The sequence below is a fragment of the Pseudomonas sp. MF08875 genome (genome assembly GCF_059862525.1).
Window position 1 is genome coordinate 56,392 of record NZ_JCBCUW010000016.1, and the last position, 25,499, is coordinate 81,890.

At 64.0% G+C, this 25,499-nt stretch carries 21 protein-coding genes and 1 pseudogene; 12 read left to right on the forward strand and 10 right to left on the reverse strand.

From position 1 onward, the window contains the following. Window positions 1–103: 103 nt before the first annotated feature. Window positions 104–202, reverse strand: a complete 99-nt coding sequence (gene kdpF, locus AC19YT_RS11575) for a K(+)-transporting ATPase subunit F (protein ID WP_095110474.1) — start codon at window positions 200–202, stop codon at window positions 104–106. A gap of 142 nt (window positions 203–344) precedes the next feature. Further along, window positions 345–791, reverse strand: a pseudogene (locus AC19YT_RS11580) (GNAT family N-acetyltransferase); the annotation flags it as partial. A gap of 91 nt (window positions 792–882) precedes the next feature. On the opposite strand from AC19YT_RS11580, the gene AC19YT_RS11585 reads away from it, so the two are divergent. Further along, window positions 883–2,472: a RimK family ATP-grasp domain-containing protein gene (locus AC19YT_RS11585; protein ID WP_500610280.1), complete on the forward strand. Its 1,590-nt coding sequence runs from the start codon at window positions 883–885 to the stop codon at window positions 2,470–2,472. A gap of 232 nt (window positions 2,473–2,704) precedes the next feature. On the opposite strand, the gene AC19YT_RS11590 is transcribed toward AC19YT_RS11585, so the two are convergent. Continuing rightward, a complete protein-coding gene (locus AC19YT_RS11590; protein ID WP_095110471.1) occupies window positions 2,705–3,157 on the reverse strand; it encodes an Lrp/AsnC family transcriptional regulator in 453 nt (150 codons plus the stop codon). Window positions 3,158–3,332: 175 nt separating this feature from the next. On the opposite strand from AC19YT_RS11590, the gene AC19YT_RS11595 reads away from it, so the two are divergent. Beyond that, entirely contained in the window at window positions 3,333–3,950 is a 618-nt protein-coding gene (locus tag AC19YT_RS11595; RefSeq protein WP_095110470.1) for a LysE family translocator, read from the forward strand. On the opposite strand, the gene nosR is transcribed toward AC19YT_RS11595, so the two are convergent. Further along, a complete protein-coding gene (gene nosR / locus AC19YT_RS11600) occupies window positions 3,942–5,306 on the reverse strand; it encodes a response regulator c-di-GMP phosphodiesterase, NosR family (RefSeq protein ID WP_095110469.1) in 1,365 nt (454 codons plus the stop codon). The two genes, AC19YT_RS11595 and nosR, sit on opposite strands and share 9 nt — an antisense overlap. A gap of 213 nt (window positions 5,307–5,519) precedes the next feature. Here nosR and AC19YT_RS11605 point away from each other — a divergent pair, with 213 nt between their 5' ends. The 5 genes from AC19YT_RS11605 (at window position 5,520) to AC19YT_RS11625 (ending at window position 12,992) form a co-directional block, all read left to right on the forward strand. Further along, window positions 5,520–7,397, forward strand: a complete 1,878-nt coding sequence (locus AC19YT_RS11605) for a putative bifunctional diguanylate cyclase/phosphodiesterase (RefSeq protein WP_500610281.1) — start codon at window positions 5,520–5,522, stop codon at window positions 7,395–7,397. 26 nt (window positions 7,398–7,423) lie between these two features. Continuing rightward, window positions 7,424–8,377, forward strand: coding sequence for a cytochrome-c peroxidase (locus AC19YT_RS11610; RefSeq protein ID WP_500610282.1), 954 nt, complete (start codon window positions 7,424–7,426; stop codon window positions 8,375–8,377). After that, window positions 8,374–10,182 carry a DAHL domain-containing sensor histidine kinase gene (locus AC19YT_RS11615; RefSeq protein ID WP_500610283.1) on the forward strand — a complete coding sequence of 603 codons (1,809 nt, stop codon included), beginning with the start codon at window positions 8,374–8,376 and terminating at the stop codon, window positions 10,180–10,182. The genes AC19YT_RS11610 and AC19YT_RS11615 overlap by 4 nt, the downstream gene beginning before the upstream one ends. Beyond that, window positions 10,179–11,588, forward strand: a complete 1,410-nt coding sequence (locus tag AC19YT_RS11620; RefSeq protein WP_095110465.1) for an ATP-binding protein — start codon at window positions 10,179–10,181, stop codon at window positions 11,586–11,588. Before AC19YT_RS11615 ends, AC19YT_RS11620 begins: the two co-directional genes overlap by 4 nt. A gap of 72 nt (window positions 11,589–11,660) precedes the next feature. Beyond that, the gene (locus tag AC19YT_RS11625; protein ID WP_500610284.1) at window positions 11,661–12,992 is read left to right on the forward strand and encodes a leucine-rich repeat-containing protein kinase family protein; all 1,332 of its coding nucleotides are present in this window, start codon (window positions 11,661–11,663) and stop codon (window positions 12,990–12,992) included. Here the strand turns inward: AC19YT_RS11625 and AC19YT_RS11630 are convergent. Beyond that, complete coding sequence (locus tag AC19YT_RS11630; protein ID WP_095110463.1) at window positions 12,989–13,693, reverse strand: YebC/PmpR family DNA-binding transcriptional regulator; 705 nt, start codon at window positions 13,691–13,693, stop codon at window positions 12,989–12,991. The two genes, AC19YT_RS11625 and AC19YT_RS11630, sit on opposite strands and share 4 nt — an antisense overlap. Before the next feature lie 220 nt (window positions 13,694–13,913). Between AC19YT_RS11630 and tssI the strand changes: the two genes are divergently transcribed. Then, the gene (gene tssI, locus AC19YT_RS11635; protein WP_095110462.1) at window positions 13,914–15,887 is read left to right on the forward strand and encodes a type VI secretion system tip protein TssI/VgrG; all 1,974 of its coding nucleotides are present in this window, start codon (window positions 13,914–13,916) and stop codon (window positions 15,885–15,887) included. A 7-nt stretch (window positions 15,888–15,894) separates the two neighbouring features. Here tssI and AC19YT_RS11640 read toward each other — a convergent pair whose 3' ends face one another. Together AC19YT_RS11640 and AC19YT_RS11645 are read right to left on the reverse strand one after the other, a co-directional pair. Continuing rightward, complete coding sequence (locus AC19YT_RS11640; protein WP_500599359.1) at window positions 15,895–17,286, reverse strand: FAD-dependent oxidoreductase; 1,392 nt, start codon at window positions 17,284–17,286, stop codon at window positions 15,895–15,897. 44 nt (window positions 17,287–17,330) lie between these two features. Further along, complete coding sequence (locus AC19YT_RS11645; RefSeq protein WP_500599358.1) at window positions 17,331–18,656, reverse strand: MFS transporter; 1,326 nt, start codon at window positions 18,654–18,656, stop codon at window positions 17,331–17,333. Between the two features lie 287 nt (window positions 18,657–18,943). Between AC19YT_RS11645 and AC19YT_RS11650 the strand changes: the two genes are divergently transcribed. Further along, a complete protein-coding gene (locus AC19YT_RS11650; protein ID WP_500610285.1) occupies window positions 18,944–19,819 on the forward strand; it encodes a LysR family transcriptional regulator in 876 nt (291 codons plus the stop codon). 31 nt (window positions 19,820–19,850) lie between these two features. Here the strand turns inward: AC19YT_RS11650 and AC19YT_RS11655 are convergent, their stop codons facing one another. Next, window positions 19,851–20,708 carry a LysR substrate-binding domain-containing protein gene (locus AC19YT_RS11655; RefSeq protein ID WP_095110458.1) on the reverse strand — a complete coding sequence of 286 codons (858 nt, stop codon included), beginning with the start codon at window positions 20,706–20,708 and terminating at the stop codon, window positions 19,851–19,853. Window positions 20,709–20,819: 111 nt separating this feature from the next. Between AC19YT_RS11655 and AC19YT_RS11660 the strand changes: the two genes are divergently transcribed. Both AC19YT_RS11660 and phnX read left to right on the forward strand, forming a co-directional pair. Continuing rightward, window positions 20,820–21,929, forward strand: coding sequence for a 2-aminoethylphosphonate--pyruvate transaminase (locus AC19YT_RS11660; protein ID WP_095110457.1), 1,110 nt, complete (start codon window positions 20,820–20,822; stop codon window positions 21,927–21,929). Window positions 21,930–22,009: 80 nt separating this feature from the next. Next, complete coding sequence (gene phnX / locus AC19YT_RS11665) at window positions 22,010–22,837, forward strand: phosphonoacetaldehyde hydrolase (protein ID WP_095110456.1); 828 nt, start codon at window positions 22,010–22,012, stop codon at window positions 22,835–22,837. 75 nt (window positions 22,838–22,912) lie between these two features. On the opposite strand, the gene AC19YT_RS11670 is transcribed toward phnX, so the two are convergent. Beyond that, window positions 22,913–23,353, reverse strand: coding sequence for a hypothetical protein (locus tag AC19YT_RS11670; RefSeq protein WP_500610286.1), 441 nt, complete (start codon window positions 23,351–23,353; stop codon window positions 22,913–22,915). Between the two features lie 322 nt (window positions 23,354–23,675). Between AC19YT_RS11670 and AC19YT_RS11675 the strand changes: the two genes are divergently transcribed. After that, the gene (locus tag AC19YT_RS11675; RefSeq protein ID WP_095110454.1) at window positions 23,676–24,224 is read left to right on the forward strand and encodes a cytochrome b; all 549 of its coding nucleotides are present in this window, start codon (window positions 23,676–23,678) and stop codon (window positions 24,222–24,224) included. Between the two features lie 301 nt (window positions 24,225–24,525). On the opposite strand, the gene AC19YT_RS11680 is transcribed toward AC19YT_RS11675, so the two are convergent. Beyond that, window positions 24,526–25,458, reverse strand: coding sequence for a 1-aminocyclopropane-1-carboxylate deaminase/D-cysteine desulfhydrase (locus AC19YT_RS11680; RefSeq protein WP_500610287.1), 933 nt, complete (start codon window positions 25,456–25,458; stop codon window positions 24,526–24,528). Window positions 25,459–25,499: the final 41 nt, after the last annotated feature.

The following is a 25,499-nucleotide window of genomic DNA, read 5'->3' on the forward strand; positions in this document are numbered from 1 at the left end:
AAAAAACACCAGGGTCAACCCCACGAAAATCAAGTCGTACATTGCCGGTTTCCTTGCTCGGGAAAGCCCCGCAGGGCGGATGAAATAGCCTGTGGACGGGCCATCAGAACTTTTCTGCACGAATCAGGGCGTAGCCCAGGTAGGCGAACAACGAGACGGCGCATACGCCGCTGGCGACGTAGATAAATTGCAGTGTTAACAAGATCGCTCCCCTTATCAGACAGGAGGGGCCGGCAAACCCGGCCCCCGGTGCGCCAGGGAGGTTAGGTGAAGGGGTATCAAGGTCGGACATTGAATGCGGTGAGGCGTATTAAGACGGCATCAAGATGGCCGGCCTGGCGCTACAAAAGGCGCTTTTGCAGGCGCAACGCCGGGCTGTGATCCTCGTAGTAATCCTCCACCCGGGCAAAACGCCGGTAACCCTGGCCCGCATACAGGCCCATGGCCGCCGGGTTGTCGGGGCGCACTTCCAGGCGTAGCCAGGCGCAACCCTGGGCGCGGGCACAGGCCTCGGCCCGTTCGAGCAGTTGCCGGCCCAACCCCAGGCCCCGGCCCTGGGGGGCGACGGCCAGGGAGTACAGGCGCGCCACGTCACTGCCGTGGCGAAACAGCACCAAGCCATAACCCAGCAACGCCTCCCCCGCCTGCACCAGCATCAGGCTGGCGTGGGCACGGCTGAGCATCCAGCGCAAGCTGCGGGCGCTGAGGCGGTCATGGGTAAAACACTGCTGTTCCAGGGCCAGCAACCCTGGCAGATCACCCAGGGTTGCAAGGCGAAAGTTTAGGTTCATAGCACACTCGTAAAAGTTGCGTAACGAAACGGGACTTGCTCGAAAGTTCATGCTTTATAGGCAAGAACCTGTTCTCAAACGGACTCTTTCTATGTCAGCGGTACAAGGTGAGTGGCGCGCAGTATCCGAGCAAAAACAGCTCGCGACAATATCCAAGCCTCGTTATTTAACCGAGGTCAATCGCAGTAGCAGCCAACTGGTAATTATTGTCGAGCGCAAAGAAGACTGGACCTCATACTTCCCCAGCGAAGACCTGATGACGGCCCAGCAGTACCTGGAAAACCCCCAGGAGGGGGATGGTGCAAAACGCACCCAGGTCATCAACCTGTGCCGCAATTACAAGTACCTGGGCTACGGCTATTACTGCTCACTGCTGGCTGAAGCCCGCGGCCACCGGGTGATTCCGTCGGTGCGCACCATCAGCGAACTGACCCGCAAGTCCCTCTACGGCCTGGCGCTGGATGACTTGGACAAGGCCCTGGAAAAAGCCTTGAGCAATCATCTTTACAGCAATACTGAAGGCTTTACCCTGACCCTCTACTTCGGCAAAACCAATCTTGAACCCATGCAGGAGTTGGCCCGTCAGTTATTTGAAGCCTTTCCTTGCCCGGTGCTGTTAGTTGAGTTCCGTAAAACCACCAGTTGGCATATAGAAGGTATAAAACCGGGCACGCTGCACAAGTTACGCGAAGACCAGGAAGATCAATTCGCCCAGGCGCTGGACAACTTCAGCCGCAAGATCTGGCGCCTGCCCCGTTCGCGCCGCGTGGCCCGTTATGACCTGGCGATCTTGCACGACCCGCAAGAAGCGATGCCGCCCTCCAATGCCAAGGCCCTGGAGAACTTCATCCGCGTCGGCCGGGGCCTGGGCATCGACGTACAACTGATCGAAAAAAAGGACTACGCGCGCCTCGCCGAATACGACGCCCTGCTGATCCGCGAAACCACCAGCGTCGATAACCACACCTACCGCTTCGCCAAAAAAGCCGAAAGCGAAGGCCTGGTGGTCATGGACGACCCCACCTCGATCCTGCGCTGTACCAACAAGGTGTACCTGGCCGACCTGCTGCAAAGCCATCGCCTAGGCATGCCGGCCACCGAAATCCTGTACAAGGAACGACCGCAGGACTTCGCCCGGGTGGCCGAGCGCTTGGGCTTTCCCCTGGTGCTGAAAATCCCCGATGGCTGTTTTTCCCGGGGGGTCATCAAAGTCGAAAACCAGCAAGCCTTGCTCCAGGCCACCGCCCAGTTGTTCGAGCACTCCGTGCTGCTGCTGGCCCAGGAGTTTTTCTATACCGAATACGACTGGCGCATCGGCGTGCTCAACCGCAAACCGATCTTCGCCTGCCAATACTTCATGTCCAAAGGCCACTGGCAGATCTACAACCACAAGGCCCGGGCCCAGGACATCAACGGCGAGTGCCGCACCCTACCGGTCCACGAAGCGCCACGGGCGGTGGTGGAACTGGCGGTGAAAACCGCGAACCTGATCGGCGATGGCCTCTACGGCGTGGACCTCAAACAGTCGGGGGACCAAGTAGTGGTGATTGAAGTCAACGACAACCCGAACATGGATGCCGGCATCGAAGACGCCTACTTGCAGGATGACCTGTATGCCCTGGTGCTGGAGGAGTTTGTCCGCCGCCTTGAACTCAAGCGCCGGGGACAGGCTTGGGGGTGAGGGCGGCCCTGTGGGACCTGGCTTGCCCGCGATGGCGGTCTTGAAATCGCCATCGCGGGCAAGGCCCGCTCCCACAGTGAACGGTGATGCGGGTGGGATTTCCATTTTTCCTCTGTGGGAGCCTGCTCACGATGGCGGCATTCCAACTGCCAGAAGTGCATCGCCTGCCCCGGCCTCATCGCGGGCAAGGCCCGCTCCCACAGGGATTAGGGCCGGGCCCGGCCCCCCCACCTCACAACGGCAATGGCCGATCCTGCACCACCTGCTTCATCACCAATGTGGAAGTCAGCCGCTGCACGTTGGGCAAGGTCGACAGGCGTTCATCGTAAAGCCGTTGGAAGGCCGGCAGGTCCTGGGCAACCACCTGCAGCAAGTAGTCCGGTTCGCCGAACAAACGCTGGGCGGTGATGATCTGCGCGATGTCCAGCAGGGCTGTCTCGAACGCTTCCACTGCGGGCCGGTCGCCTTCACGCAGGGTCACAAAAACCATGGCGGAAAAATTCAGGCCCAGGGCGGCCGGGTCCAGTTGGGCGCGGTAGCCCAGCAGCACGCCGGCCTCTTCCAAGGCCCGCACGCGGCGGTGGCACGGCGACAGGCTCAGGCCGACCCGCTCGGCCAGTTCGGTAACGGAAAGGCGACCGTCCTTTTGCAGCTCAGCAAGAATTTTTCGGTCTGTGCGATCCATTGAGAATAATCTCCCCTTTTTTTGAGCTATAGCGATTCACTTTGAAAGTAAATTCTACGCCTCTTTCATTATTCTTCTTCCACCTTTAATCACCGCCCCGGCCAGCCCGGGGCGGCTCATCGGGTGGGAGCGAGAATATGCCGACAGCGGCGGATCAGCGAGGGTGGGTAACGCCATGACCCTCAGTGTGTTGGCGGCCTTCTGGGCCGTATCGGTGTTGTTCATCATTACGCCGGGGGCCGATTGGGCCTACGCGATCTCGGCGGGCTTGAAGGGCCGCGTGGTCATGCCGGCCGTGGGCGGGCTGTTGGCCGGGCATGTGGTGGCCACCCTGGTGGTGGCTGCGGGGGTCGGCACTGTGGTGGCCAATCACCCACGGGTGCTGACGGCGCTGACGGTGGCCGGGGCAGGCTACCTGCTCTGGTTGGGTATCAACCTGCTCGCCCACCCGTCGGTGCCTCACGCCGATGACGGCCAGGCCACGCGCTCAGGCCAACGCTGGGCATTCAAGGGGTTTTGCGTGAGCGGGTTGAACCCGAAGGTGTTCCTGCTGTTTTTGGCCCTGTTGCCCCAGTTCGCCGACGCCACGGCACCCTGGCCGGTGCCCGTGCAAATGATGGCCTTGGGCCTGGTGCATATCCTCAGTTGCGCACTGGTTTACCTGCTGGTGGGCTTCGGCGCCCAGGCCGTGCTCGGCGCCCGCCCCGTCGCCGCGAAGCGGGTGAGCCAGGTGTCCGGCGCGGCCATGATGGTCATTGCCTTGGTGCTGCTGGCGCAGCAAATCCTAGGCTAGGCCGGCGGCTTGCTCGTGCCCAGGCGCAGGCTCGGGCACCCGCACAAACACGCTGTACTTACCCGCTTCCATGGCCTCGAAGGCGATGAGTTTATCCACCAACGCGGTGCTCAGTACCTTGCCGGCGTTGAGCAGAAGCATGCCGTTGTCGGCGTTGAGGTTACGTACCAGGACCATGCCCGCGGCCAGTTCGCGGGTGCCGAGCACCACCACCGTGGGATCGGACAGGCTGACGTCGCTGAGGAAATCGGCGCACACCTTGACGAAGTCTTCCACCAGGTCCGGGTCGTACAGCCTTCCTGCGTATTTGCGGATGAACAGCAAGGCCTCGGCGCTGTTCATTTGCCGCTCCAGGATCAAGCCGCGCTGCAACTCGATGAAGTCCACCGCCAGTTTCAGCCAGCGCGCGCCCAGGGGGATGGCTTCGCCGCGCAAGTGATCGGGAAAGCCGCTGCCGTCCCAGCGTTCCTGGTGGTGGAGGATGATGCGCGCCGCGTCTTTCATCGGCTCCAGGGTCATCAGCAGCGACTCGCTCTGCTTGGGGTAGGCGCGGTACAGGTCACGTTCGGTGTGGCGCAGCAGGTCGGCCGGGGCGGTCATCATGCCGTCGGTCCAGCTCAGTTTGCCGATGTTGTAGAGCGCGGCGGCCATGGTCATGTCGCGGCTGTCGGTTTCGCTCAGGCCGTGGGTTTTGCAGTACACGCGGATCAATTCGATGATCTGCCGGTTGGTCTGCTTGGCCTTGGGCAGGCGCAGGTTGGCCAGCAAGGAAAACACCTCGGTGCCGGTCACATAGCTGCGCTTGAGCTCTTCATAGGCCAGGTCGAGCATGTCGGCGGTTTGCTGCAACTCGGCGGTGCGCGCCGCCACGCGTTTTTCCAGGGTGGCGTTGAGGCTGCGCAGTTGCTCGTTCTGCTCGCGGGCCAAGGCTTGCAGGCGTTGGCGCTCGTCTTCGGAGTGGTGGTGGGCCAGGGCCTGGCGCAGGGTCACCAGCATTTCGTCGTCGTTCCACGGTTTGCTGAGGTAGCGGTGGATCTGTCCTTCGTTGATGGCCTTGGCGATCAACGTCATGTCGGCATAACCGGTGAGCAGGATGCGCAGGGTCGAGGGATAGCGCTGATGGACGTGCGCCAGCAAGGTGGCGCCATCCATGCCCGGCATGCGTGCATCGCTCATGACCACGTCCACCGGCCGCTGCGCGAGGATCTCCAGGGCCTTTTCCCCGCTGTCGGCCAGCAGGATCTCGTAGGGCTGGCTGCGCAGCAGGCGGCGCAGGCTATTGAGAATCGATTCCTCGTCGTCCACCAACAGCACGGTGGATTTGCGCTCGAGCCCGTCGTTGAGCTGTTCTTCCATGGTTCTCCCCCTTTCCAGACGGCCACCGTAGCGCGGATGCGCGACAGCCTAGATGACTTGCCGCAGCTTGGCAGCAAATTGATATCAATTAAGTAGCACTTCCCGCAGCGTCTGACTATGCTCAGGGCGCAAATGGACGACATGTGTCACAGCCAGGAAGGGAAGCCAGATGAGCGTCGATCCAAGGGCCCCACGTTGGATAGGAGTCTGGCCATGATGGCTTTAGCTGGCCCCCTTAACCGACGGATCCTGATCGTCGACGATACCGAGGGCATCCATGAGGATTTTCGCAAGATCCTCGCCCCCACCGCCCTCGCCGATAGCGACTTGCACAGTGCCGAAATGGCCCTGTTCGGCAGCCCCGCCAGCGCCGTGCAAGAGCGATTTATCCTCGACTCGGCGTACCAGGGCCAAGAAGCCCTGGCCATGGTGCAAGCCGCCCAGGACCGCGACGCGCCTTACGCCATGGCCTTTATCGACATGCGCATGCCACCCGGCTGGGATGGCCTGGAAACCATCGAGCAGCTGTGGCGCATCGCGCCCAAGCTGCAAATCGCCCTGTGCACGGCCTACTCCGATTACTCCTGGGAAGACATGGCCGAACGCCTGGACCTGGGCGACCGCTTGCTGATTCTGAAAAAGCCCTTCGACGCCATCGAGATCCGCCAGATGGCCAGCGCCCTGACCTGCAAATGGCAATTGGCCCAGGACGCGGCGAGCAAGATGCGCGACCTGGAGCGGACCATCGAAGAGCGCGTCCAGGAGTTGCTCAGCGTGTCGCGCCTGTTGTACTACGACGTGCTCACCGGGTTACCTAACAGCACCTTGCTGGGCGATCGCCTGACCCAGAGCCTGTCCCAGTCGCGGCGCCACGACTGCACGTTGGCGGTGATGTTCCTGGGCCTGGACCGCTTCAAGCGCATCAACAACGGTTTGGGCCACCCGGCCGGCGACCAGATGCTCAAGCACGTGGCCCAGTGCCTGGTGGCCACGGTGCGTGACAGCGATTCGGTGTTCCGCTACGGCTCCGACGAATTCGTGGTGATCCTGGGCGACATTCAGCACCCGCAGCAAACCCGGCGCATCGCCGAAAAACTGCTGGCGGCCGTCAACACGCCCCACTCGGTGGCCGGGCATGACCTAACCGTCACCGCGAGCCTGGGCATCAGCCTGTACCCCGAGGACGGCTTCGACGCGATGACGCTCATCAAAAACGCCGAAACCGCCATGCGCAACATCAAGGACTGCGGCCCCAACGACTTCAGTTTTTTCATCGAAGACATGAACCTGCGCGCCCACCAGCAACAGACCCTGGAAACCGGCCTGCGCCTGGCGTTGCAACGCGATGAATTCGTCCTGCACTACCAGCCCAAACTGGAGCTGAACACGGGCCAGGTGGTGGGCGCCGAGGCTCTGGTGCGCTGGCACCGCCCCGATCACGGTTTGGTTTACCCCGGCCAATTCATTCCCCTGGCCGAGGATTGCGGCCTGATCGTTGCCCTCAGCCAATGGGTGCTCAACCGCGCCTGCCAGCAAGCACGTGCTTGGCAACGCCAGGGCCTGGCGCCGATTTGCATGGCGGTGAACGTCTCGGCCATCGACTTTCGCCAGCGCGATTTCGTCGAGCGCCTGAGCCGCACCCTGAGTGAAACCGGCCTGGCCCCGACGCTGCTGGAGCTGGAAATCACCGAAAGCGTGCTGATGCAGAACGTCGAGGCCACCGTCGCCACGCTGCAAGCGATCAAGCAACTGGGGGTGCGCCTGGCCATCGATGACTTCGGCACCGGTTATTCCAGCTTGAGCTACCTGCAAAAATTCCCGGTGGACGTGCTCAAGATCGACCAATCCTTCGTGCGCGACCTGAGCACCGACAGCAACGACGCCAAACTGGTGAGCAGCATCATCGACCTGGGCAGGAGCCTGAACCTGAGCATCATCGCCGAAGGGGTGGAAACCGCCGAGCAACTGGCCTTCCTCCAGCGCCACCACTGCGAAGAAGGCCAAGGCTATTACTTCAGCAAAGCCGTGGCCGCCGAGGAGTTCGCCCGTTACCTGGCCGACTCCCCGCACCTGCAAACACCCCCACTATGACGCCGCCCCGGGTAAGGATTCACCCCATGCCACCACTCGCCCTGCCCCTGAGCGCCGCCCTGCTGTTCGTCGCAGGCGCCCAAGCCGCGCCCCTGGAAGGCCCGCTCAAGCCCTTGCCCGCGGTGCCGGTGCTGGACAGCAAGCGGGTGGAACTGGGCCGCCAGTTGTTCCACGACCCGCGCCTGTCGGTGAACAACAGCCTGTCGTGCGCCAGTTGCCATCGCCTGGACCGTGGCGGCGCCGACGACAAGCCTTTGTCCCTGGGCTTTGACGGCCGACCGGTGGCGGTCAATACCCCCAGCGTGTTCAACGCCAGCCTGAACTTTCGCCAGTTTTGGGACGGGCGCGTGGAAACCCTGGAAGAACAGGCCCACATCGTGGTGCACAGCCCCACGGAAATGGGCAGCGACTGGGCCACCGTGGTGCAACGCATCGCTGCCGACAACCACTACGCTACCGCTTTCACCGACGCCTACCCGAGCGGCGTGACCCAGGCCAATATCCAGGGCGCCCTGGCCGAGTATGAACGCACCTTGCTAAGCCTCAACTCGCGTTTCGACCAGTACCTGGCGGGCAACACCGCGATCCTGAGCACCGAGGAAAAGTACGGCTACCAGCGCTTCCAGGACTACGGCTGCATCGCCTGCCATCAAGGAGTGAATATCGGCGGCAACATGTTCCAGAAGTTCGGCGTACTGGGGGACTACTTCGCCGCCCGGGACAACCCCACCCCGGCGGACCTGGGGCGCTTCAATGTCACCGGCGCCGAAGAAGACCGCCACGTGTTCAAGGTGCCCAGCCTGCGCAACGTGGCCGTCACCGCGCCCTACTTCCATGATGGCTCGCAGGCGACCCTCGAAGGCGCCGTGACCGTGATGTTCACCTACCAATTGGGGCGCATCCCCAGCGAAGAGGACAAAGCCCTGATCGTGAAATTCCTCAAGACCCTGACCGGTGAGTGGCAGGGCAAGCCCCTATGAAAGTCTCCCGGCGCCTGAGCTTGCTTCTGCTGGCGGCGGTTGCGGCCGTGCTGGCCTCGATCCTGCTGTTTTTGTACCTCAACTCGCGCTCCGACCTGACCGCCACCTACACCGAGTCCCGCGACCTGATCCGCCAACTCAAGCAGCAGAACGCGCAGTGGGAAAACGAGATCCTCAAGGCTCGGGTTGCCATCAGCCACAACTACGACCCGCTGGTATCACCCCTGAACGAAATGACGCGGCTGTGGCAGCAGTTCGAGGTGCTGGAATCCCAGCGCAGCCGCGACCAGTCGCCGCTGTGGCAGGCCAGCCAGCAGGCCTACCTCGATGCGCTCAAGGAAAAAACCCGGGTGGTGGAACAGTTCAAGTCCCACAACGCGGTGCTGCGCAACTCCCTGGCCTTCCTGCCCACCGCCGAAGACGACATCCAGGCGCAACTGGGGCGGGTTGCCGACACCGACAAACTGCAAGTGCAGAACATCGCCAACGACACCTACGACCTGCTACTCAGCAGCCTGGAATTCGCCCAGGTCACCTCCGCCGACCACGCCGCCGACATCCTGGTGGGCCTGAACAAACTGCAAGTGAACAAGGAGCGCCTGCCGGCGGAGTTCCACGAGCCCATCGATATTCTCAGCAACCACATCTCCCTGATCCTGCGCGAGCAGCCCCTGGTCAATGCCTTGCTCGACGAAATCGAAAGCTTCCCCGTGTCCGAACGCCTGGATGACCTCACCAACCTGCTCAACCGCGACCAGCAGCTCGCCGAGGCGAGCGACCAGAAATACCACTTCTACCTGGTGGTGTTTTCCGCCCTGCTGGTGCTGCTGCTGATTTGGCTGGCCGTGCGCCTGATGCGCAGCTTTGCCCAGATCAACCAGATGAACCGCGCCTTGCTGGCCGCCAACGACGAACTCGAACGCCGGGTCGAAGAACGCACCCGAGAGCTCAAGGACACCCAGACCGAACTGCTGGATACCGCGCGCCAGGCCGGCATGGCGGAAATCGCGACCAACGTGCTGCATAACGTGGGTAACGTGCTCAATAGCGTGAACATCTCCGCCGACCTGGTCAGCCGTCAGTTGCGCCACAGCAAGGCCCAAGGCCTGGGCAAGGCCATGCAACTGATGAATGAACACCCAGGCGACCTGGGCCGTTTTCTCACCGAGGACGAGAAAGGCAAGTTGCTGCCCGGCTACCTCAACCAATTGGTGTTGGCTATCGCCCAGGAGCAGCAAGGCATGAGCGCGGAACTGGGGCAACTGAGCAAAAGCGTGGACCACATCAAGGACATCGTCGCCACCCAGCAGTCCTACGCCGGCACCAGCAGCCTGCTGCAAGCGCTGTCCATCAGCGAACTGCTCGATGATGCCCTACGCATGCACGCCGGTGCCCTCACCCGACACCACGTCACGGTACTCAAGGAATTTTCCGATGTGCCGCGGATCATGGGCGACAAGCATCGCCTGCTGTTGATCCTGATAAACCTGATCGGCAACGCCAAGCACGCCATGGCCAACGTCACCGACCGCGAACGCACCCTGACCCTGAGCGCCGTCATCGACGGCGACAACCTCAACATCAGCGTGCGCGACCAGGGCGAAGGCATCTCGGCGCAAAACATGACGCGCATCTTTGTCCATGGTTTCACCACCCGTAAGGATGGCCACGGCTTTGGCCTGCACAGCTGCGCCCTGGCCGCCGTGGAAATGAACGGCCACTTGAGCGCCCACAGCGACGGGCCGGGGCGGGGCGCGCTGTTTACCCTACAAATTCCTCTGATCGTGGCCCAAGGTAACGCATGAACACTGCCATCAACCGACGCATTCTGCTGATCGACGACACCCCGACCATCCACGATGATTTTCGCAAGATCCTCACCCCCGGCCCCAGCGCCAGCACCGACCTCGACGACCTGGAAAGCGCCCTGTTCGGCAGTGCGCCGAAAGCCCCGGCCACGGTCTATGAACTCGAGTGTGCCTATGGCGGCCAGGAAGGCCTGGGCAAGTTGCTCGACGCTGCCGCCCAGGCGCGGCCCTATGCCCTGGCGTTCGTCGACATGCGCATGCCCGATGGCTGGGATGGCGCGCAAACCATTGAAGAGTTGTGGAAGCACGACCCCTTGCTGCAAGTGGTGGTGTGCACCGCGTATTCGGACTATTCCTGGGACGAGTTGCTCGACCGCCTCAACGGCCACGACCGCTTGCTGATCCTGAAAAAGCCCTTCGACAACATCGAAGTCCAGCAAATGGCCAATACCCTGACCACCAAGTGGGAAATGACCCGCCGCGCCCAACTGCAAATGAGCCAGCTCGAAGCCCTGGTGGCGCAACGCACCCAGGCGTTCCAGCAGGCCAGCGAGGCCCTGCAACACGAGATGGACGAACGCATGCTGCTGGAAAGCCAATTGGTGCAATCGGAAAAACTCGCCTCCCTTGGCCAGTTGGCCGCCGGCGTCGCCCACGAAATCAACAACCCGGTGGGCTTCATTTCCTCCAACCTCAGCACCTTGGGGACGTACTTCGGCCAAATGCAGCAGATGCTCGAGGCCTACCGCCAGGCCGAAGCCGCCCTCGCCCCCGGTGAGCCGCGCCTGGGCCTGGAACAGTTACGCGCAAGCCTGGAGCTGGACTTTTTGCTGCAAGACATTCCCCAGCTCATCAAGGAATCGAAGGACGGCATCGGCCGGGTCAGCCAGATCGTCAAGGACCTCAAGGACTTCTCCCGCGTGGACTCGACCCAGCATTGGCAGTGGGCGGACCTGCAACAGGGCATGGATTCCACCCTCAACATCGTCGCCGCCGAGATCAAGTACAAGGCCGATGTGGTCAAGCAGTACGTGCCGTTGCCCGAGGTCGAGTGCCTGCCCTCGCAAATCAACCAGGTGGTGATGAACCTGATCGTCAACGCCGCCCAGGCCATGGGCAGCGAACGGGGCACCATCACCCTGAGCAACGGCGTGCAGGGCGACACGGTGTGGCTGCAAGTGGCCGACAATGGCGCAGGGATCGCGCCCCAGCATCTGGCGAAAATCTTCGACCCCTTCTTCACCACCAAACCGGTGGGCCAGGGCACGGGGCTGGGGTTGTCCCTGTCGTACGGGATCATCAAGAAGCATCGCGGTGAGATCACGGTGCACAGTGAAGTCGGCAAGGGCACCACGTTCCGCGTCGAACTGCCGATCCGCCAAACCGCGCCGGCAACCTCCTGAACCGCGCCGTGCGGGCCCCAGCGCAGGGCGCTATGATGGCGCCCTTTTTTCCAATGAGCTGCGAACCCTTCCATGGATACCCTTGCACAACTGCGCGCCGGCCAACTTCGCGGCATCCGGCGCCTGGACCTGAGCGCCGGCCTGACCGAGTTCCCCCGGGAGATCTTCGACCTGGCGGACTCTTTGGAAGTGCTCAACCTCAGCGCCAACCAGTTGCGCAGCCTGCCCGACGACCTGCATCGCCTGCACCGCTTGCAGGTGCTGTTCTGCTCGGACAACGCCTTTACCGAACTGCCCGAAAGCCTGGGCCGCTGCGCGCAGTTGAGCATGGTGGGCTTCAAGGCCTGCCGGATCGAACGGGTCAGCGCCCAGGCGTTGCCGCCCCGGTTGCGCTGGCTGATCCTCACCGACAACCGCATCGAGCACCTGCCCCAGGCCCTGGGCGAACGCCCGCACCTGCAAAAACTGATGCTTTCGGGCAATCGCCTACGCCAGTTACCGGCGAGCCTGGCCAACGCCCCGCAGCTTGAGTTGATCCGCGTCGCCGCCAACCAATTGAGCGAACTGCCGCACTGGCTGCTGGCGTTGCCGAAACTGGCGTGGCTGGCCTATGCCGGCAATCCGCTGGAGGCGGACCTCACGCACGCCGCCCCGGCGCCAGCCATCGCCTGGGCGCAGTTGCACCTGCAACAGCCCTTGGGCGAAGGCGCCAGCGGCGTGATTCATCAAGCGACGTGGCAAGCGCCGGGGCAGGCGCCGCAAGACGTGGCGGTGAAGCTGTACAAGGGCAGCATGACCAGCGATGGCTCGCCGCTGCATGAAATGCACGCCTGCATCCGCGCCGCCCTGCACCCCAACCTGATCGGCGTGCACGGCCAGGTCAGCGACCACCCCGAAGGCCGCGCGGCCCTGGTGATGGAACTGATCGGCCCGCACTACCGCAACCTGGCCGGGTTGCCGAGCCTGGCCTCCTGCACCCGCGACGTCTACCCGCAAGGCTGGTGCCTGAGTGCCGAGGTCGCGCTCACTATCGCCCAGGGCATCGCCTCGGTGGCCGCCCACCTGCACGGCCAGGGCTTGAACCATGGCGACCTGTATGGCCACAACATCCTGTTCAACCCCCAGGGCCATTGCCTGCTGGGGGATTTTGGCGCAGCGGCGGGCTACGACCCGGCCCACAGCCCTGTGGCGGGCGCGCTGCAACGCATCGAGGTGCGGGCCTTCGGAATTTTGCTGGGGGAATTGTTGGAGCGTATCGATGGCGGGCTCGGTGCCCAGGACCGGGAGCAGCTGCAAAGCCTGCAAGAGCGCTGCTGCCAGCCCCAGGTCATGGGCCGGCCGGGCTTCAGCGCAATAGAGCGGGAATTGGGGGAGCTGAAGCTTCAGCCCCCCGCAAGCGCTTAGCCGGCCAGGCCGACGAACATGTCCTGCACGTCGTCGTGGTTGTCCAGGCCTTCGAGGAAGGCTTCGACTTCGGCCATTTGCGCCTCACTCAGGCCGCTGACCGGGTTCTTCGGCTGGTAGCCCAACTTGGCCGACAGTACGGTGAAACCGAATTCGGGCAGGGCTTTTTGCACCGCGTCCAGGTCGCTGGGCTCGGTCAAAAACAGGGTGGCGCCCTCTTCACCCGGCTCGAAATCCTGGGCGCCGGCTTCAATGGCGGCCATTTCCGGGTCGGCGTCGGGGCTGTCGGGGGCGGCTTCGATCATGCCGACGTGGTTGAAATCCCAGGCCACCGAGCCCGAAGCGCCGAGTTGGCCCTTGCGGAAGGCGACGCGGATTTCGGCGACGGTGCGGTTGATGTTGTCGGTCACGCACTCGACGATCAGCGGCACTTGGTGCGGGGCAAAACCTTCGTAGGTGACGCGGTGGTACTGCACGGTCTCGCCCAATTGGCCAGACCCTTTCTTGATGGCGCGTTCCAGGGTTTCGCGGGGCATCGAGGCTTTTTTCGCCTGCTCCACCACCAGGCGCAGGTGCGCGTTGGTGGTCACGTCCGCGCCGTTGCGCGCGGCGATGGTGATTTCCTTGACCAACTTGCCGAAGATCTTGCCCTTGGCGTTGGCTGCCGCTTCTTTGTGTTTAACCTTCCACTGTGCGCCCATTACTCACTCTCTCGTTCTGTGCGTCGTGACATCTGTTGGCCGACGATGGCGGCAAGTTTATACGGCCTAAAGTCGGCAATCGACCAAAAAGTCGAGGTGGCGGGCGACTTGTCCACCCCATTGCGTAGGGGGTTTCCGAAAAATCGCTTTGACGCCCCATTGCGCCCCGTCGTTTCGTAACCTCTGTCCCCCGTCCCTTAAAGGCAAGAGCTGGCAGACCATGCACGACGACCTCACAAGCCCCTTCACTCTGACGATCGCCGGCCGTTCGCTGTGCCTGCCCGTCGCGCATTTCACCGGTCGCGAAGCCTTGAACGAACCCTATTGCTTCGACATCGAACTGGCCGCGCCTGGTACGCCCGGCGCCCTCGATGACTGGCTGCAACAGCCTGCGTTCCTGCGCCTGGGGGACGGCAGCGGCATCCATGGCGTCATCACCCGCGCCCACCCTTGTGGCCGGCACTGCAACCTGAGCCTGGCGCCTCATCTGGCGACCCTGGCGCAGCGTACCTGTCGGCGGGTGCTCCACGATGTCAGCGTGCCCGGCATGCTCTTGCAGTTGCTCCAGGAACACCGCTTGCCGGCCGACAGCTACCGCTTCGAACTGCCCCACGGCCAGTACCCCAAGCGCGCGTTCTGTATCCAGTACGACGAGAGCGACCTGTATTTCCTACAACGTTTGTGCGAGGAGGAAGGCATCCACTACCACTTCGAGCACCAGCAAGAGCGCCATGTGCTGGTGTTTGCCGACGACAGCGAAGCCTTTGTGCCGCTATCGACGCCGCTGTCGTGCCCGCCACGGGAGCCCGCCGCCCCGGCGCTCGCCTGGCTGGCCCAGGCCCAACCGGCCCAGCCCAGGCCCAACCCATGCGGGCCGAACACGCCCAGCGCAACGCCGGCCGGTGCCGCCAATCAGCCCCACGACCCGCCCGCCCGCCACTGGGAGCGCCCCTCGCCCACCGAAGCCCATCGCCAGCAAACCAGCCGCCGCGCCCTGGAACGCCTGCGCAGCCAGCCGCCATGCCTGGTGGGCCAAAGCAGCGAGGCGCACCTGCGCAGCGGGGCGCTGATGCAGGTCGAGGACCACCCGGTGTCGCGGTTCAACGACCAGTGGCTGCTCACCGAGGTTCACCACCAGGGCCGGCAACCCGGTTTCACCACCCCGGCCAGCCGCCAGCCCTGGTGGGTGGCCACCGAGCGGCTGGGCGGCACCGCGCTGATGCCAGGCCATCAATGGGCCAGCGAACCTTACGGCAATCAGTTCAAGGCCATCCCCTGGGCCACCGCTTACCGGCCCGCGCTGCGCCATCCCAAACCGCTGGTCAACGGTTACCAGCGCGGCTACGTGCCCGGCGCCCGCGGGCAACTGGCCGAACAGGACGCCCAGGGCCGCATCCCCGTGCACCTGGCCTGGGGCGAGACCCCCGAGCGGGTCCCGCAGCATTGCCTGTGGTTGCCCCTCGTGCGCCAGGAAGCCGCCGGCTACGGGCCGTTACCCACCGCCGGGTGCGAAGTGCTGGTGCGTTTTGTCAACGGCGACCCGGACTACCCGGTGGTGTTCCAGTTGGCGGGCGCGCCGTTCGAGGCCCAACGCAAGGGCCTGTACCTCAACGGCCAGCAACTGGCGGAAAAAACCCGGCAAATCTACCTCAAGGCGGGCCAGTCGCTGCGGGTCCAGGGCAGCGAGCACCTGACCCTGACGGTGAATGGCCAGCATATCCGCCTCGATCCCGACGGCGTGGCCTTGGCCGCCACACCCCGGCCCACCCTGCCTCCTGCGGCCGAGCCCGACGCGTTGTGGGATGGCGAAATCTGCCTGTTCGCCGCCCCACCGCTGGCCGCGCGGCGCCTGGCCAACACCTCGTGGTACATCGTGCGCATGCCCCGCGCCGACCTGCAGGAGCCGGCCGGCCTGGGCCGCGACGCGATTGTGCTGCAAGGCCAGAGCCTGGCCAGCGGCGCCCTGGACCTGAACCCGCAGCAAAAACGCCTGTTGGCCCGCGAGTTCGCCCGCACGCCTCGGCAACTGAGCCTGCTGTACCCGGGGCATTGCGTAGCCCTGGCCGAATACTTCCAGCAGCACTGGAGCCAGCCACAGCGCCAGGCCTTGCACCGCTGCGCCAAGGCCCAGGCCGCTCCCGCCGCCCTGGCCGAGGCGCCGCTGTTGCTGCAATGGCTGATGGGTGAGCCCTGACGCGGCCTTAGCCTTTGTCGGCCTTACCGGCCGCCGCCGCGAACCGCGCCAGGCGCACGTCCAGGTGCCGTGGCCGGTGGCCGTGGTCTTCGGCACGCTCTTTGCGCCGGATCGCGTTGCGCACCAACAGCGAGCCCAAATAGCGGATCGGCTCCGGCGGGAAATACCCCAACGGCCCGTCCACCAGGGGTGAACGGGTCCAGGGGTTGTCCAGCCCCAGCACCAGCGAAGCGAGGATCTGCCCGCCCATGTGGCACGGGCCGACGCCGCTGCCGGAATAACCGAAGCCATAAAACACGTTGCCACCGCTGCCCATGCGCCCGAAGAACGGCAGGCCAGTGACCGAGCGGTCTGAGGGGCCGTTCCAGGTCGCCGCCACCGGCACTTGGGCGAACGCCGGAAAAAACTGCCCCAGACTCTTGCGCAACAGGCCCGCGTAGGGCGACGGCTGGTCGAACACCGGCAGCATCCGCCCGCCATAGGCGAAGGTGTTGCCGCCCTTGCCGAGCATGATCCGGCCGTCCGGGGTGTTGCGGTAGTAGTGCACGAAAATCCGCGAATCGAGCACTGTCACACCGCTGGTCAGGCCGATCTCCTGGAGCAGGTCCGGGCGCGGCTCGGTGATAACCATGTCGCTGGAGACAATCGCCACGCTGCGCTCGAACTGCGGGAACGCGCGAGCCATCCAGGCGTTCATCGCCAGCACCACACGGTCGGCGCGCACGGCGCCGTCCGGGGTCTGGATCAGCGCCGGGCGGCCCTCCTCCAGCCCCACCATCGCGGTGTTCTCAAACAAGCGCACCCCCAGTTGCAGCGCCACCCGGCGCAACCCGCGCACCAGCAGGGCCGGTTGCACGCTGGCGGCGGCCGGCGAGAACCAGCCCTCCTGGTGTTGGGCCGAGCCCGCCATACGTTGCACATCCGCCAACGGCCGCTTGCTGAAGGAGTTGATGCCGTTGCGCTCCAGCGCCGCGATCACCCCGTCGGTGGCGCCGCACTGGGCGCGGTTGGTGGCGGTGTAGAGCGTGCCGTCGAGGCGGTACTGGGCATCCACCGCGTACTTTTCGCAGAACGCGCCGATGGCATGAATGCTCTGCTCTGAAGCACGCACCAGGCGCACCGCTTCCTCAATGCCGAACAAACGCTCCAGGGTGAAGAACTTGGCCGACCAGGACAGCGCACACCCGCCGTTGCGGCCACTGGCGCCGGCGCCGCAGATATCGGCCTCGATCAGCACCACATCCAGCTGCGGGTTCTGCTCCTTGAGCATCACCGCCGTCCACAACCCGGTGTAGCCGCCACCGACAATGCACACATCGGCACGGGTCTCGCCGTGCAGGGGCGCGCAGGGTTCGCCGCCCTCGGCATTGAGGGCCTGTTCCAGCCAAAACGGTCTCATCGGGGGGTATCTCCAGTTCAAGGGGCTTATAAAAGAAAGGGCATTCAACTACGCAAGGGTTTGATCGCCAGGGCTCGGTTGGGCACGAACGCGCAGTAGGGGCGCAGGCCCGCCGGGCGGCTGTTCCAGTGGGGCACCAGCACCAGGGCGGAAAACAACGCGCAACCGGCAAATACCACGAATACCGTGACCGTATCGAAGTAGCCCGGCAGCAAGCCGCCCAGGATCGCCCCCACCGAGCCGCAGCCATTGACGAACCCCGCCGCCGTGGCGCCGGCCTTGGCGGTGCCGAAATCGATGGCGGCCGCGCCGCTAATCATCGAGTCCGGCCCGTACAGGGTCAGGCCCATGACGAACAGCAGGGCCACCACCAGCAGCACGCTGCCGGTGTGCAGCGCGCCCATGAACAACGCCAGGGCCACCGTCAACGCCAGCAGGCTGAGGACACAGGCCGGCATGCGCCGCGCACCAAAGAGCTTGTCCGAGGCCAGGCCAATCATGATCGGCCCCAACAGGCCCGCCAGCTCGAATGCGGTGGGGATGATCGCCGCGCCGACCTTGCCCACCTGGGGCATCTGCTCGAACACGATCACCGGGCCCCACAGCAAAATGGCGTAGCGCGCCGGTTTGAGCAGGAAGTACGCCAGGCCCAGCGTCAGCACCGTGCGGTTACGCAGGATCTCGCGCAGCGGCGCCAGCACGCTGAGGCGGCTTTCGGCCAGGGCCTCTTCGGCGGTTTGTTCCGGTGCCGGTTCCACCGCTGGCAGGCCGACGTCTTGGGGGGTGTTGCGCTGGAAGATGAAAAACAGCACCGCCACCACGGCCACCACCGCCGCGCTGGAAATAAACGCCGCGTGCCAAGTGCCCACCAGGGTGTAGGCCCACCACCCGGCGAAGGGCGAAGCCACCAAACCGCCGAAGGCGTAGCAGGAACTCCACAGCCCCAACACCCGGCCGCGCTGCTGGGCGGGGAAAAAACTGCCCAGGTTCTTGCACAGCCCCGACCAACCTGTCGACTGCGCCAGGCCCTGAATCAGCATGCAGGTGGCGAAAATCGGCAAGGTGGCGAAACTGCCCATCACCAGGGCCGCCACGGCGGAAATCAACAACCCGCCCAGCACCACCACCCGCGGGCCGAAGCGGTCGGCGAGGATGCCCCAGGTGAACTGGCCCACGGCATAGGCCGCCAGGTAGATGGCGTCGAGGTTGGCCATCATCATTTTGTCGAGGTGAAAACTGGGGTCTTCGCCGATGCCCAGTTTGGCCACGGAAAAAGCTTTACGGGTGAAATAGAAGGCCGCGTAGGCCAACCAGGTGATGGCGAAAATCTGCACGCGCCAACGCTTGATGGTGCCGATGTGCTGGTTCATGGTGAGTCTGACCTCGGGGTGAGTGTGCTGGCAGAATTTTTAGAAAAACGCCTGTGTTTTTTATTGTTGAGCACCGCGATACGGCCCTTGTGACGGGGGCGATACCGGTCAGATGAGTCTGTTGTTCCCTGTAGTCGGGATCGATTGCACGCACAGGCCCATGGCCACCGGCGCTGTGAAACCACCACAGGCACCGGGGCTGAGAGGGATAAAAACAAGTACAGACTAATAAGTGAAATCGATTTATCGTATTTCAAATATAAGTTCAGCTTGTAAGAGGTATTCCCATGTCGGTCTCCCACGCCCAGCTCAAGGCGTTCCATGCGGTCGCCGTGCATGGCAGCTTCACCCGCGCCGCCGCGAAGCTATTCCTCACCCAACCAGCGATTTCCGACCAGGTGCGCAAACTCGAAGAGCGCTTTGGTGTGCTGTTGTTCCACCGCAACAAGCGCTCGGTGCACCTCACCGACTTGGGCGAACGCCTGCTGGGCATCACCCAGCGCCTGTTCGTGATCGAGGCCGAGGCCCAGGAACTGCTGCAAGACTCGCGCGCCCTGCAAACCGGCAGCCTGATCCTGGCCGTGGACGCGCCGGTGCATGTGCTGCCGCAAATCGCCCGGTTCTGCGAGCGCTACCCGGGCATCAGCGTGAAAATCGAGACGGGCAACACCGACGAATCCCTGGCACGGCTGTTCAGCTACCAGGCCGATCTGGCCTTGCTGGGGCGCGAAGTGAGTGACGAACGGCTGCTGTCGCTGGCCTTGCGCAACGACCCGATGGTGGCGTTCGTGGCCCGCAGCCACCCCTGGGCCAGCCGTGAATCCATCTGCCTGGCGGACCTGGACGACACGCCCCTGGTGCTGCGCGAAACCGGCTCGGTGACCCGCCAGACCCTGGAAGAAGAAATGAGCCGCGCCGGTTACCGCATCCGCCCGGCAATCCAGGTCGAAGGCCGCGAAGCCGCCCGCGAGGCGGTGGTGGTGGGGATTGGCGTGGGCGTGGTGTCAGCCGCCGAGTTCGGCGCCGATGCACGGGTGTGCGCCCTGCCCATCACCGACTGCACCCGGCGCCTGACCGAAACCCTGGTGTGCCTGCGCGAACAAAGCTCGCGGCGGGTGGTGGCGACCTTTCTCGACATGGTGCGTGAGAGCCTGGGGCATTAGTGGCTTGAAGGCTGCCACAGGCCCGAGGCCGCTACACCGCCAACGCCAGGAAGGCCTGGATCAGGCGCAGGTCCCGGCGCCGCTCCATGCAGCCGATCATGTGCCGGTTGAGCAGCCCTGCGCCGTTGATCGGCACCGCCGCCACCCGGGGGTCGTGGCTGACTTCCACCGATGACACCACCCCCACGCCCAGTTGCGCCGCCACCGCTTCGGTGACGGCCTCGCGGCTGTCCAGTTCCAGCAACACCCGTGGGCTGACCCGGGCCTGGGCGCAGGCCGCGTCGAAGGTGCGGCGGGTGATGGAGCTGGGCTCGCGCAGCACCATGATGACCTGGTCCAGCAGGGCAATGTCGATGCCGTCGGGCAACGCCTGCCACGGGTGGCCCTGGGGCACCAGGGCGCAGATGCGCGACTCGCTCAGGGCTTGCAGGTGCAGGCCCTTGCGCGGTTCGACCTCGGTGAGCACCGCCACGTCGGCGTGTTCCGACAACAACGCCGCCAGGGTTTCCTGGGCGTTGCCCAGGCGCAGGTTGACGGTGATCCCCGGGTAGCGCGCGCGCAGGCTGGCGAGCATGGGCATGACCATGTGCGGGCCGTCCGCCGCCACCTCCAGGCGCCCGGTGAGCAACTGCCGGTTGGCCTCCAGCATCGCCTGGGCTTCTTCGGCCAGGCCGAACATGGCGCGGGTGATGGCCGCCAACTTGGTGCCCTCCTCCGTCAGCTCCACCCGCCGCGCGGTGCGGCGCAGCAGGGTGATCTGGTAGTGCTCCTCCAGCGCTTTGATGTGCCCGGTCACCGCCGGTTGGCTGATGAACAACCGCGCCGCCGCCCGGGTGAAACTGCCTTCGCGGGCCACGGCATCGAACGCACGGAGCTGGAACAAGTTCATACCTATCGGCCTCACTTATGATTGGCATAACAACAAACAATTTGATTGATGGTAAGGCAAACTGCAATTTATGTCCCGTAGCGTCATCCCACGAACTGCGAGGACACGAGAATGAGTATTGCCGAACCCATCCTGCTTACCCCGGGCCCACTGACCACCTCGGCCCGCACCCGCCAGGCGATGATGGTCGATTGGGGTTCGTGGGATGAGCGCTTCAACCAACTGACCGCCAGCGTCTGCGAACAACTGCTGGCTATCCTCCACGGCGCCGACAGCCATCACTGCGTTCCCCTGCAAGGCAGCGGCACCTTCTCGGTGGAAGCGGCCATCGGCACCTTGGTGCCCCGCGATGGCAAGGTGCTGGTGCTGATAAACGGCGCCTACGGCAAGCGCCTGGCGAAGATCTGCGAAGTGCTGGGCCGCCCGTTCAGCACCTTTGAAACCGCCGAAGACCAGCCCACCACCGCCGCCGATGTCGAGCGCCTGCTGCTGGCCGACCCGGGCCTGACCCACGTGGCGCTGATCCACTGCGAAACCAGCACCGGCATCCTCAACCCGTTGCAGGAGATTGCCCAAGTGGTGGCCCGCCACGGTAAACGCCTGATTATCGATGCCATGAGCTCCTTCGGCGCCCTGCCTATCGACGCTCGCCAGGTGCCGTTCGACGCGCTGATCGCCGCCAGCGGCAAATGCCTGGAAGGCGTGCCGGGCATGGGGTTTGTCTTCGCCCGCAAAACCGCGCTGGCCGAGTCGGCCGGTAACTGCCACTCCCTGGCCATGGACCTGTACGACCAGCACGCCTACATGGCCAAGACCGGCCAGTGGCGCTTCACCCCGCCGACCCATGTGGTCGCGGCCCTGCACGAAGCCTTGTTGCAGTACCAGGAAGAAGGGGGCCTGGCGGTACGCCACCAGCGCTACGCGGCCAACTGCCAGGTGCTGCTCGATGACATGGCCGCCCTGGGCCTGCGCAGCTTCCTGCCCAGCGCGATCCAGGCGCCGATCATCATCACCTTCCACGCGCCCGACAGCCCGCGCTACCAGTTCAAGGCGTTCTACGAACGGGTCAAGGCCAAGGGTTTCATCCTCTACCCGGGCAAGTTGACCCAGGTCGAGACCTTCCGCGTGGGCTGCATCGGCCACGTCAACGAAGGCGAAATGCGCGCCGCGGTCGCGGCCATCGCCCAGGTTTTGCGGGAGATGGAAGTGCTCGACTGCTGACCCGCTCCCATAAAGGCCTGCTTCAACACCCGCCGAATCCCACAAAAGCCCTAACCCATTTCCTCAGGACACCGCCCACCATGAACTACAGCCAACCAAGCCAACTGCAAGCCGCCATCCTCGACTGGGCCGGCACCGTGGTCGATTTCGGCTCTTTTGCGCCGACGCAGATTTTTGTCGAGGCCTTCGCCGAGTTCGACGTGCAGGTTTCCATCGAAGAAGCCCGCGGCCCGATGGGCATGGGCAAGTGGGACCACATCCGCACCCTCTGCAACCAGCCCCAGGTGGCCGAGCGCTACCGTCAGGTGTTCGGCCGCACGCCCACCGACGACGACGTCACAGCCATCTACCAGCGCTTCATGCCATTGCAGATCGAGAAAATCGCCGAGCATTCGGCGTTGATCCCCGGCGCCCTGGACACCATCGCGGCCCTGCGCGGGCAAGGGATCAAGATCGGTTCCTGCTCCGGCTACCCCAAGCAGGTGATGGATAAAGTGGTGGAGCTGGCGGCCAGCAATGGCTATGTCGCCGACCATGTGGTTGCCACCGACGAAGTGCCCAACGGCCGCCCATGGCCGGCCCAGGCCCTGGCTAACGTGATCGCCCTGGGCATCAGCGACGTAGCGGCATGCGTGAAAATCGACGACACCGTGCCGGGCATCCTCGAAGGCCGCAGCGCCGGCATGTGGACGGTGGCGCTGACCTGCTCGGGCAACGCCCTGGGCCTGACCTACGAGGGCTACCGGGCCCTGGACAGTGCCACCCTGGACAGCGAGCGCAAGCGCATCCAGGCCCTGTTCAAGGGTTCACGCCCGCATTACATGATCGACACCATCACCGACCTGCCCCAGGTGATCGCCGACATCAACCAGCGCCTGGCGCGCGGTGAAATGCCCCAGGGCCACTGACCGACCGCGACACCCATGGCGCAGCAGGTTTTCGCCTGCTGCGCCATTGTGCATTTCAGCGCAGGCCAGTGGCCGTTAGCGGCCCGGAGCACCGTCGGGCTGGGTCAGTTCGACATCGCTGTCGGGCGCGGGTGGTTGTTCCTCAAGCCCCGGCACGGGGTTTGGCAGGGGCTCTTCGAGCACGGGCTCGATGGGGTCCAGCAGTGACTCGCGGGCCTCTTCCAGCTGGGGTGACGGGGTTGGCGTCTCGACGGCAGGCTCGACCGGGGCCGGTAACTCGTCGACCACCGTGGTCTCGGTTAACACCTCGCACGCGGATTCCACCAAACCGACCTGCTGCCCCTCGGCATCGATCACCACGCCGTCGGGGTAGAAGGTCAACCCACAAAACTCCAGGGTGCCGTCGGCATACTGAATGGCCCCATTGTTGTACTGTTTTGAACCGTCGGCGCCCAGGGTTCCCCAGGTATAGGTTTTCACTTCACCGCGCACCATTGCGTCCAAGCACTGTTCCATATTCATTCCTTAATTAATATTGTGTTTATCACTTCGCACCCTACGGATGCGCACCCACTATTAATAACGCTGCCCGCCAGTTCAACACGCCGGCACAGACAACAAAAAAAACGGAACCCACTTACAGCCTCGGGCGACATTACACAGCCACACACGGAATACTTACCATTCAACTTCAGACTTAACTAACAAACAGGCAGGGTTTCAGTTTTTTCTCGAAAAACCTGACCTCACTCAGGTTTTGCCGGGCAAACGGGATTACAGTAGCGCCACTCCGTCAAACAAGAACGGAGGCTTCAGACCTGATAAACGAGGAAAGCCCATGAATTTCATCAACCCGAGTTCGCGTTACAGCACGCTCTCGATTACGTTGCACTGGCTGATGCTGGTACTGCTGGCTGTGGTGTTCGCCACCATCGAACTGCGCGGCCTGTTCCCCAAGGGCACCGAAGGCCGCACCCTGATAAAAGAAGCCCACTTCATGCTGGGCCTGACGGTGTTCGTGCTGGTGTGGCTACGCCTACTGGGCCGCGCCCTGAGCGCCACGCCACGGATCCTGCCACCACCGCCCAAATGGCAAAGCCTGCTGGCAAGCCTGATGCACTGCGCACTCTACGTGTTCATGATCGCCATGCCGATCATGGGTTGGCTCGTCACCAGCGCGGCGGGCCACCACGTGCTGTTCTACGGCATCGAGTTGCCGCTGCTGATAGACGAAAACAAGGACCTGGCCGAGCAGATCGAAGGCTGGCACGTGCTGGGCGGAACCATCGGTTATTGGCTGATCGGCTTGCACGCGGTGGCGGGGTTGTATCACCACTATGTGCTGGGGGATAACACCCTACGGCGCATGGCGCCAAAGCGCGGCTGAAAAGTGCACGCTTTGTCCGCCAGCGACTTGAACAGTGGGTTGGCGGGCATCCTCTTTATCACCTTGTCTTAAATCTATTAGTCCACTCTATTAAATCAGCGGCCATGAACTTACAAGGCTGTGGCCGCGCCGGCGCAATGAATAAGAACGGGCATTACCGGTGTAACTTGCACAACTAAAAGTTGCCCAGCGCCACGCAGCGATATCGACAATAAAATCTACGCAAAGCGCCGTGCCCCTCATGACGGCAGTTGAACAAACACAAACGCCCGAGCCGCTCACCCCGCCCCCGCACGTGCAGCTACCCACCGGTCGCCATGGCGATGCCCCGGCGCCCCTGCAAGCCGCCGGTGTGCACAAACACCAACCGCGTGCCGCGCGCAAAGCGCCCCGCCGCCACCGCTTGCTGCAACGCCAGCAACGCCTTGCCGGTGTAAAGCGGCTCCAGCAGTAGGCCGCTGGCCTGTTCGGTGGCGTCGATAAAGGCCAGCAGGGCCTCATCGACCCGGGCAAAACCACCACGGCAGGCGTCGATCAGGGCATAGCCGTGGTCATGGGCGCCGGCGGCGCGCAGGATCGCCGCCACTTGCTGCGCCACGCCGTGGCCCGCCGGCACCGCCAGGGCGCCGTGCACGGTGCGTGTGCCCTGCTCGGCCAGCACCAGGCCCGCCAACGTGGTGCCGGTGCCACAGGCCAGCCACCAGCCATCAAAATCACCCCAGCCCAGGGCGGCCAATTGCTGGCTCACCTGTTGGCGCAACACCCGGCAGCCGCGGGCGCCGGCCAACCCACCGCCGCCCTCCGGCACGGGGTAGAACCCCGGGTAGCGGGCCTGCCACGGTTGCCAGAAATCCGCATCGTGGCGCGCCCGGTAACCGCCATAACCCAGCCAATGCAGGTGCATGCCCCAGGCCTTGAGGTCGAGCACAGTGGGGGTGTCCTGGGCATGGCCGCGCAGCAGGCCCGCGGTGGCGAAACCAAAGCGTTGGCCCGCCGCCGCCAAGGCATGCAGGTGGTTGGAATGAGCACCGCCCAGGCTGATGACCCCTGCCGCGTTCACTTGGTCGGCGGCGGCTAGGTGCTCGCTGAGCTTGAACCACTTATTGCCGCTGATAAGCGCGTCGATGCAATCCAGGCGCAATACGGCCACCTCGACCCCGGCGGCCGCGAGCCATTCCAGGCGCAGGGCTTGCAGGGGAGCGCAGGGATGCCAGTCGGCGGGAGGAGAAAACATAAAGGCCGGACCCATGGGAAAGACCCGGCATTCTACTTGAA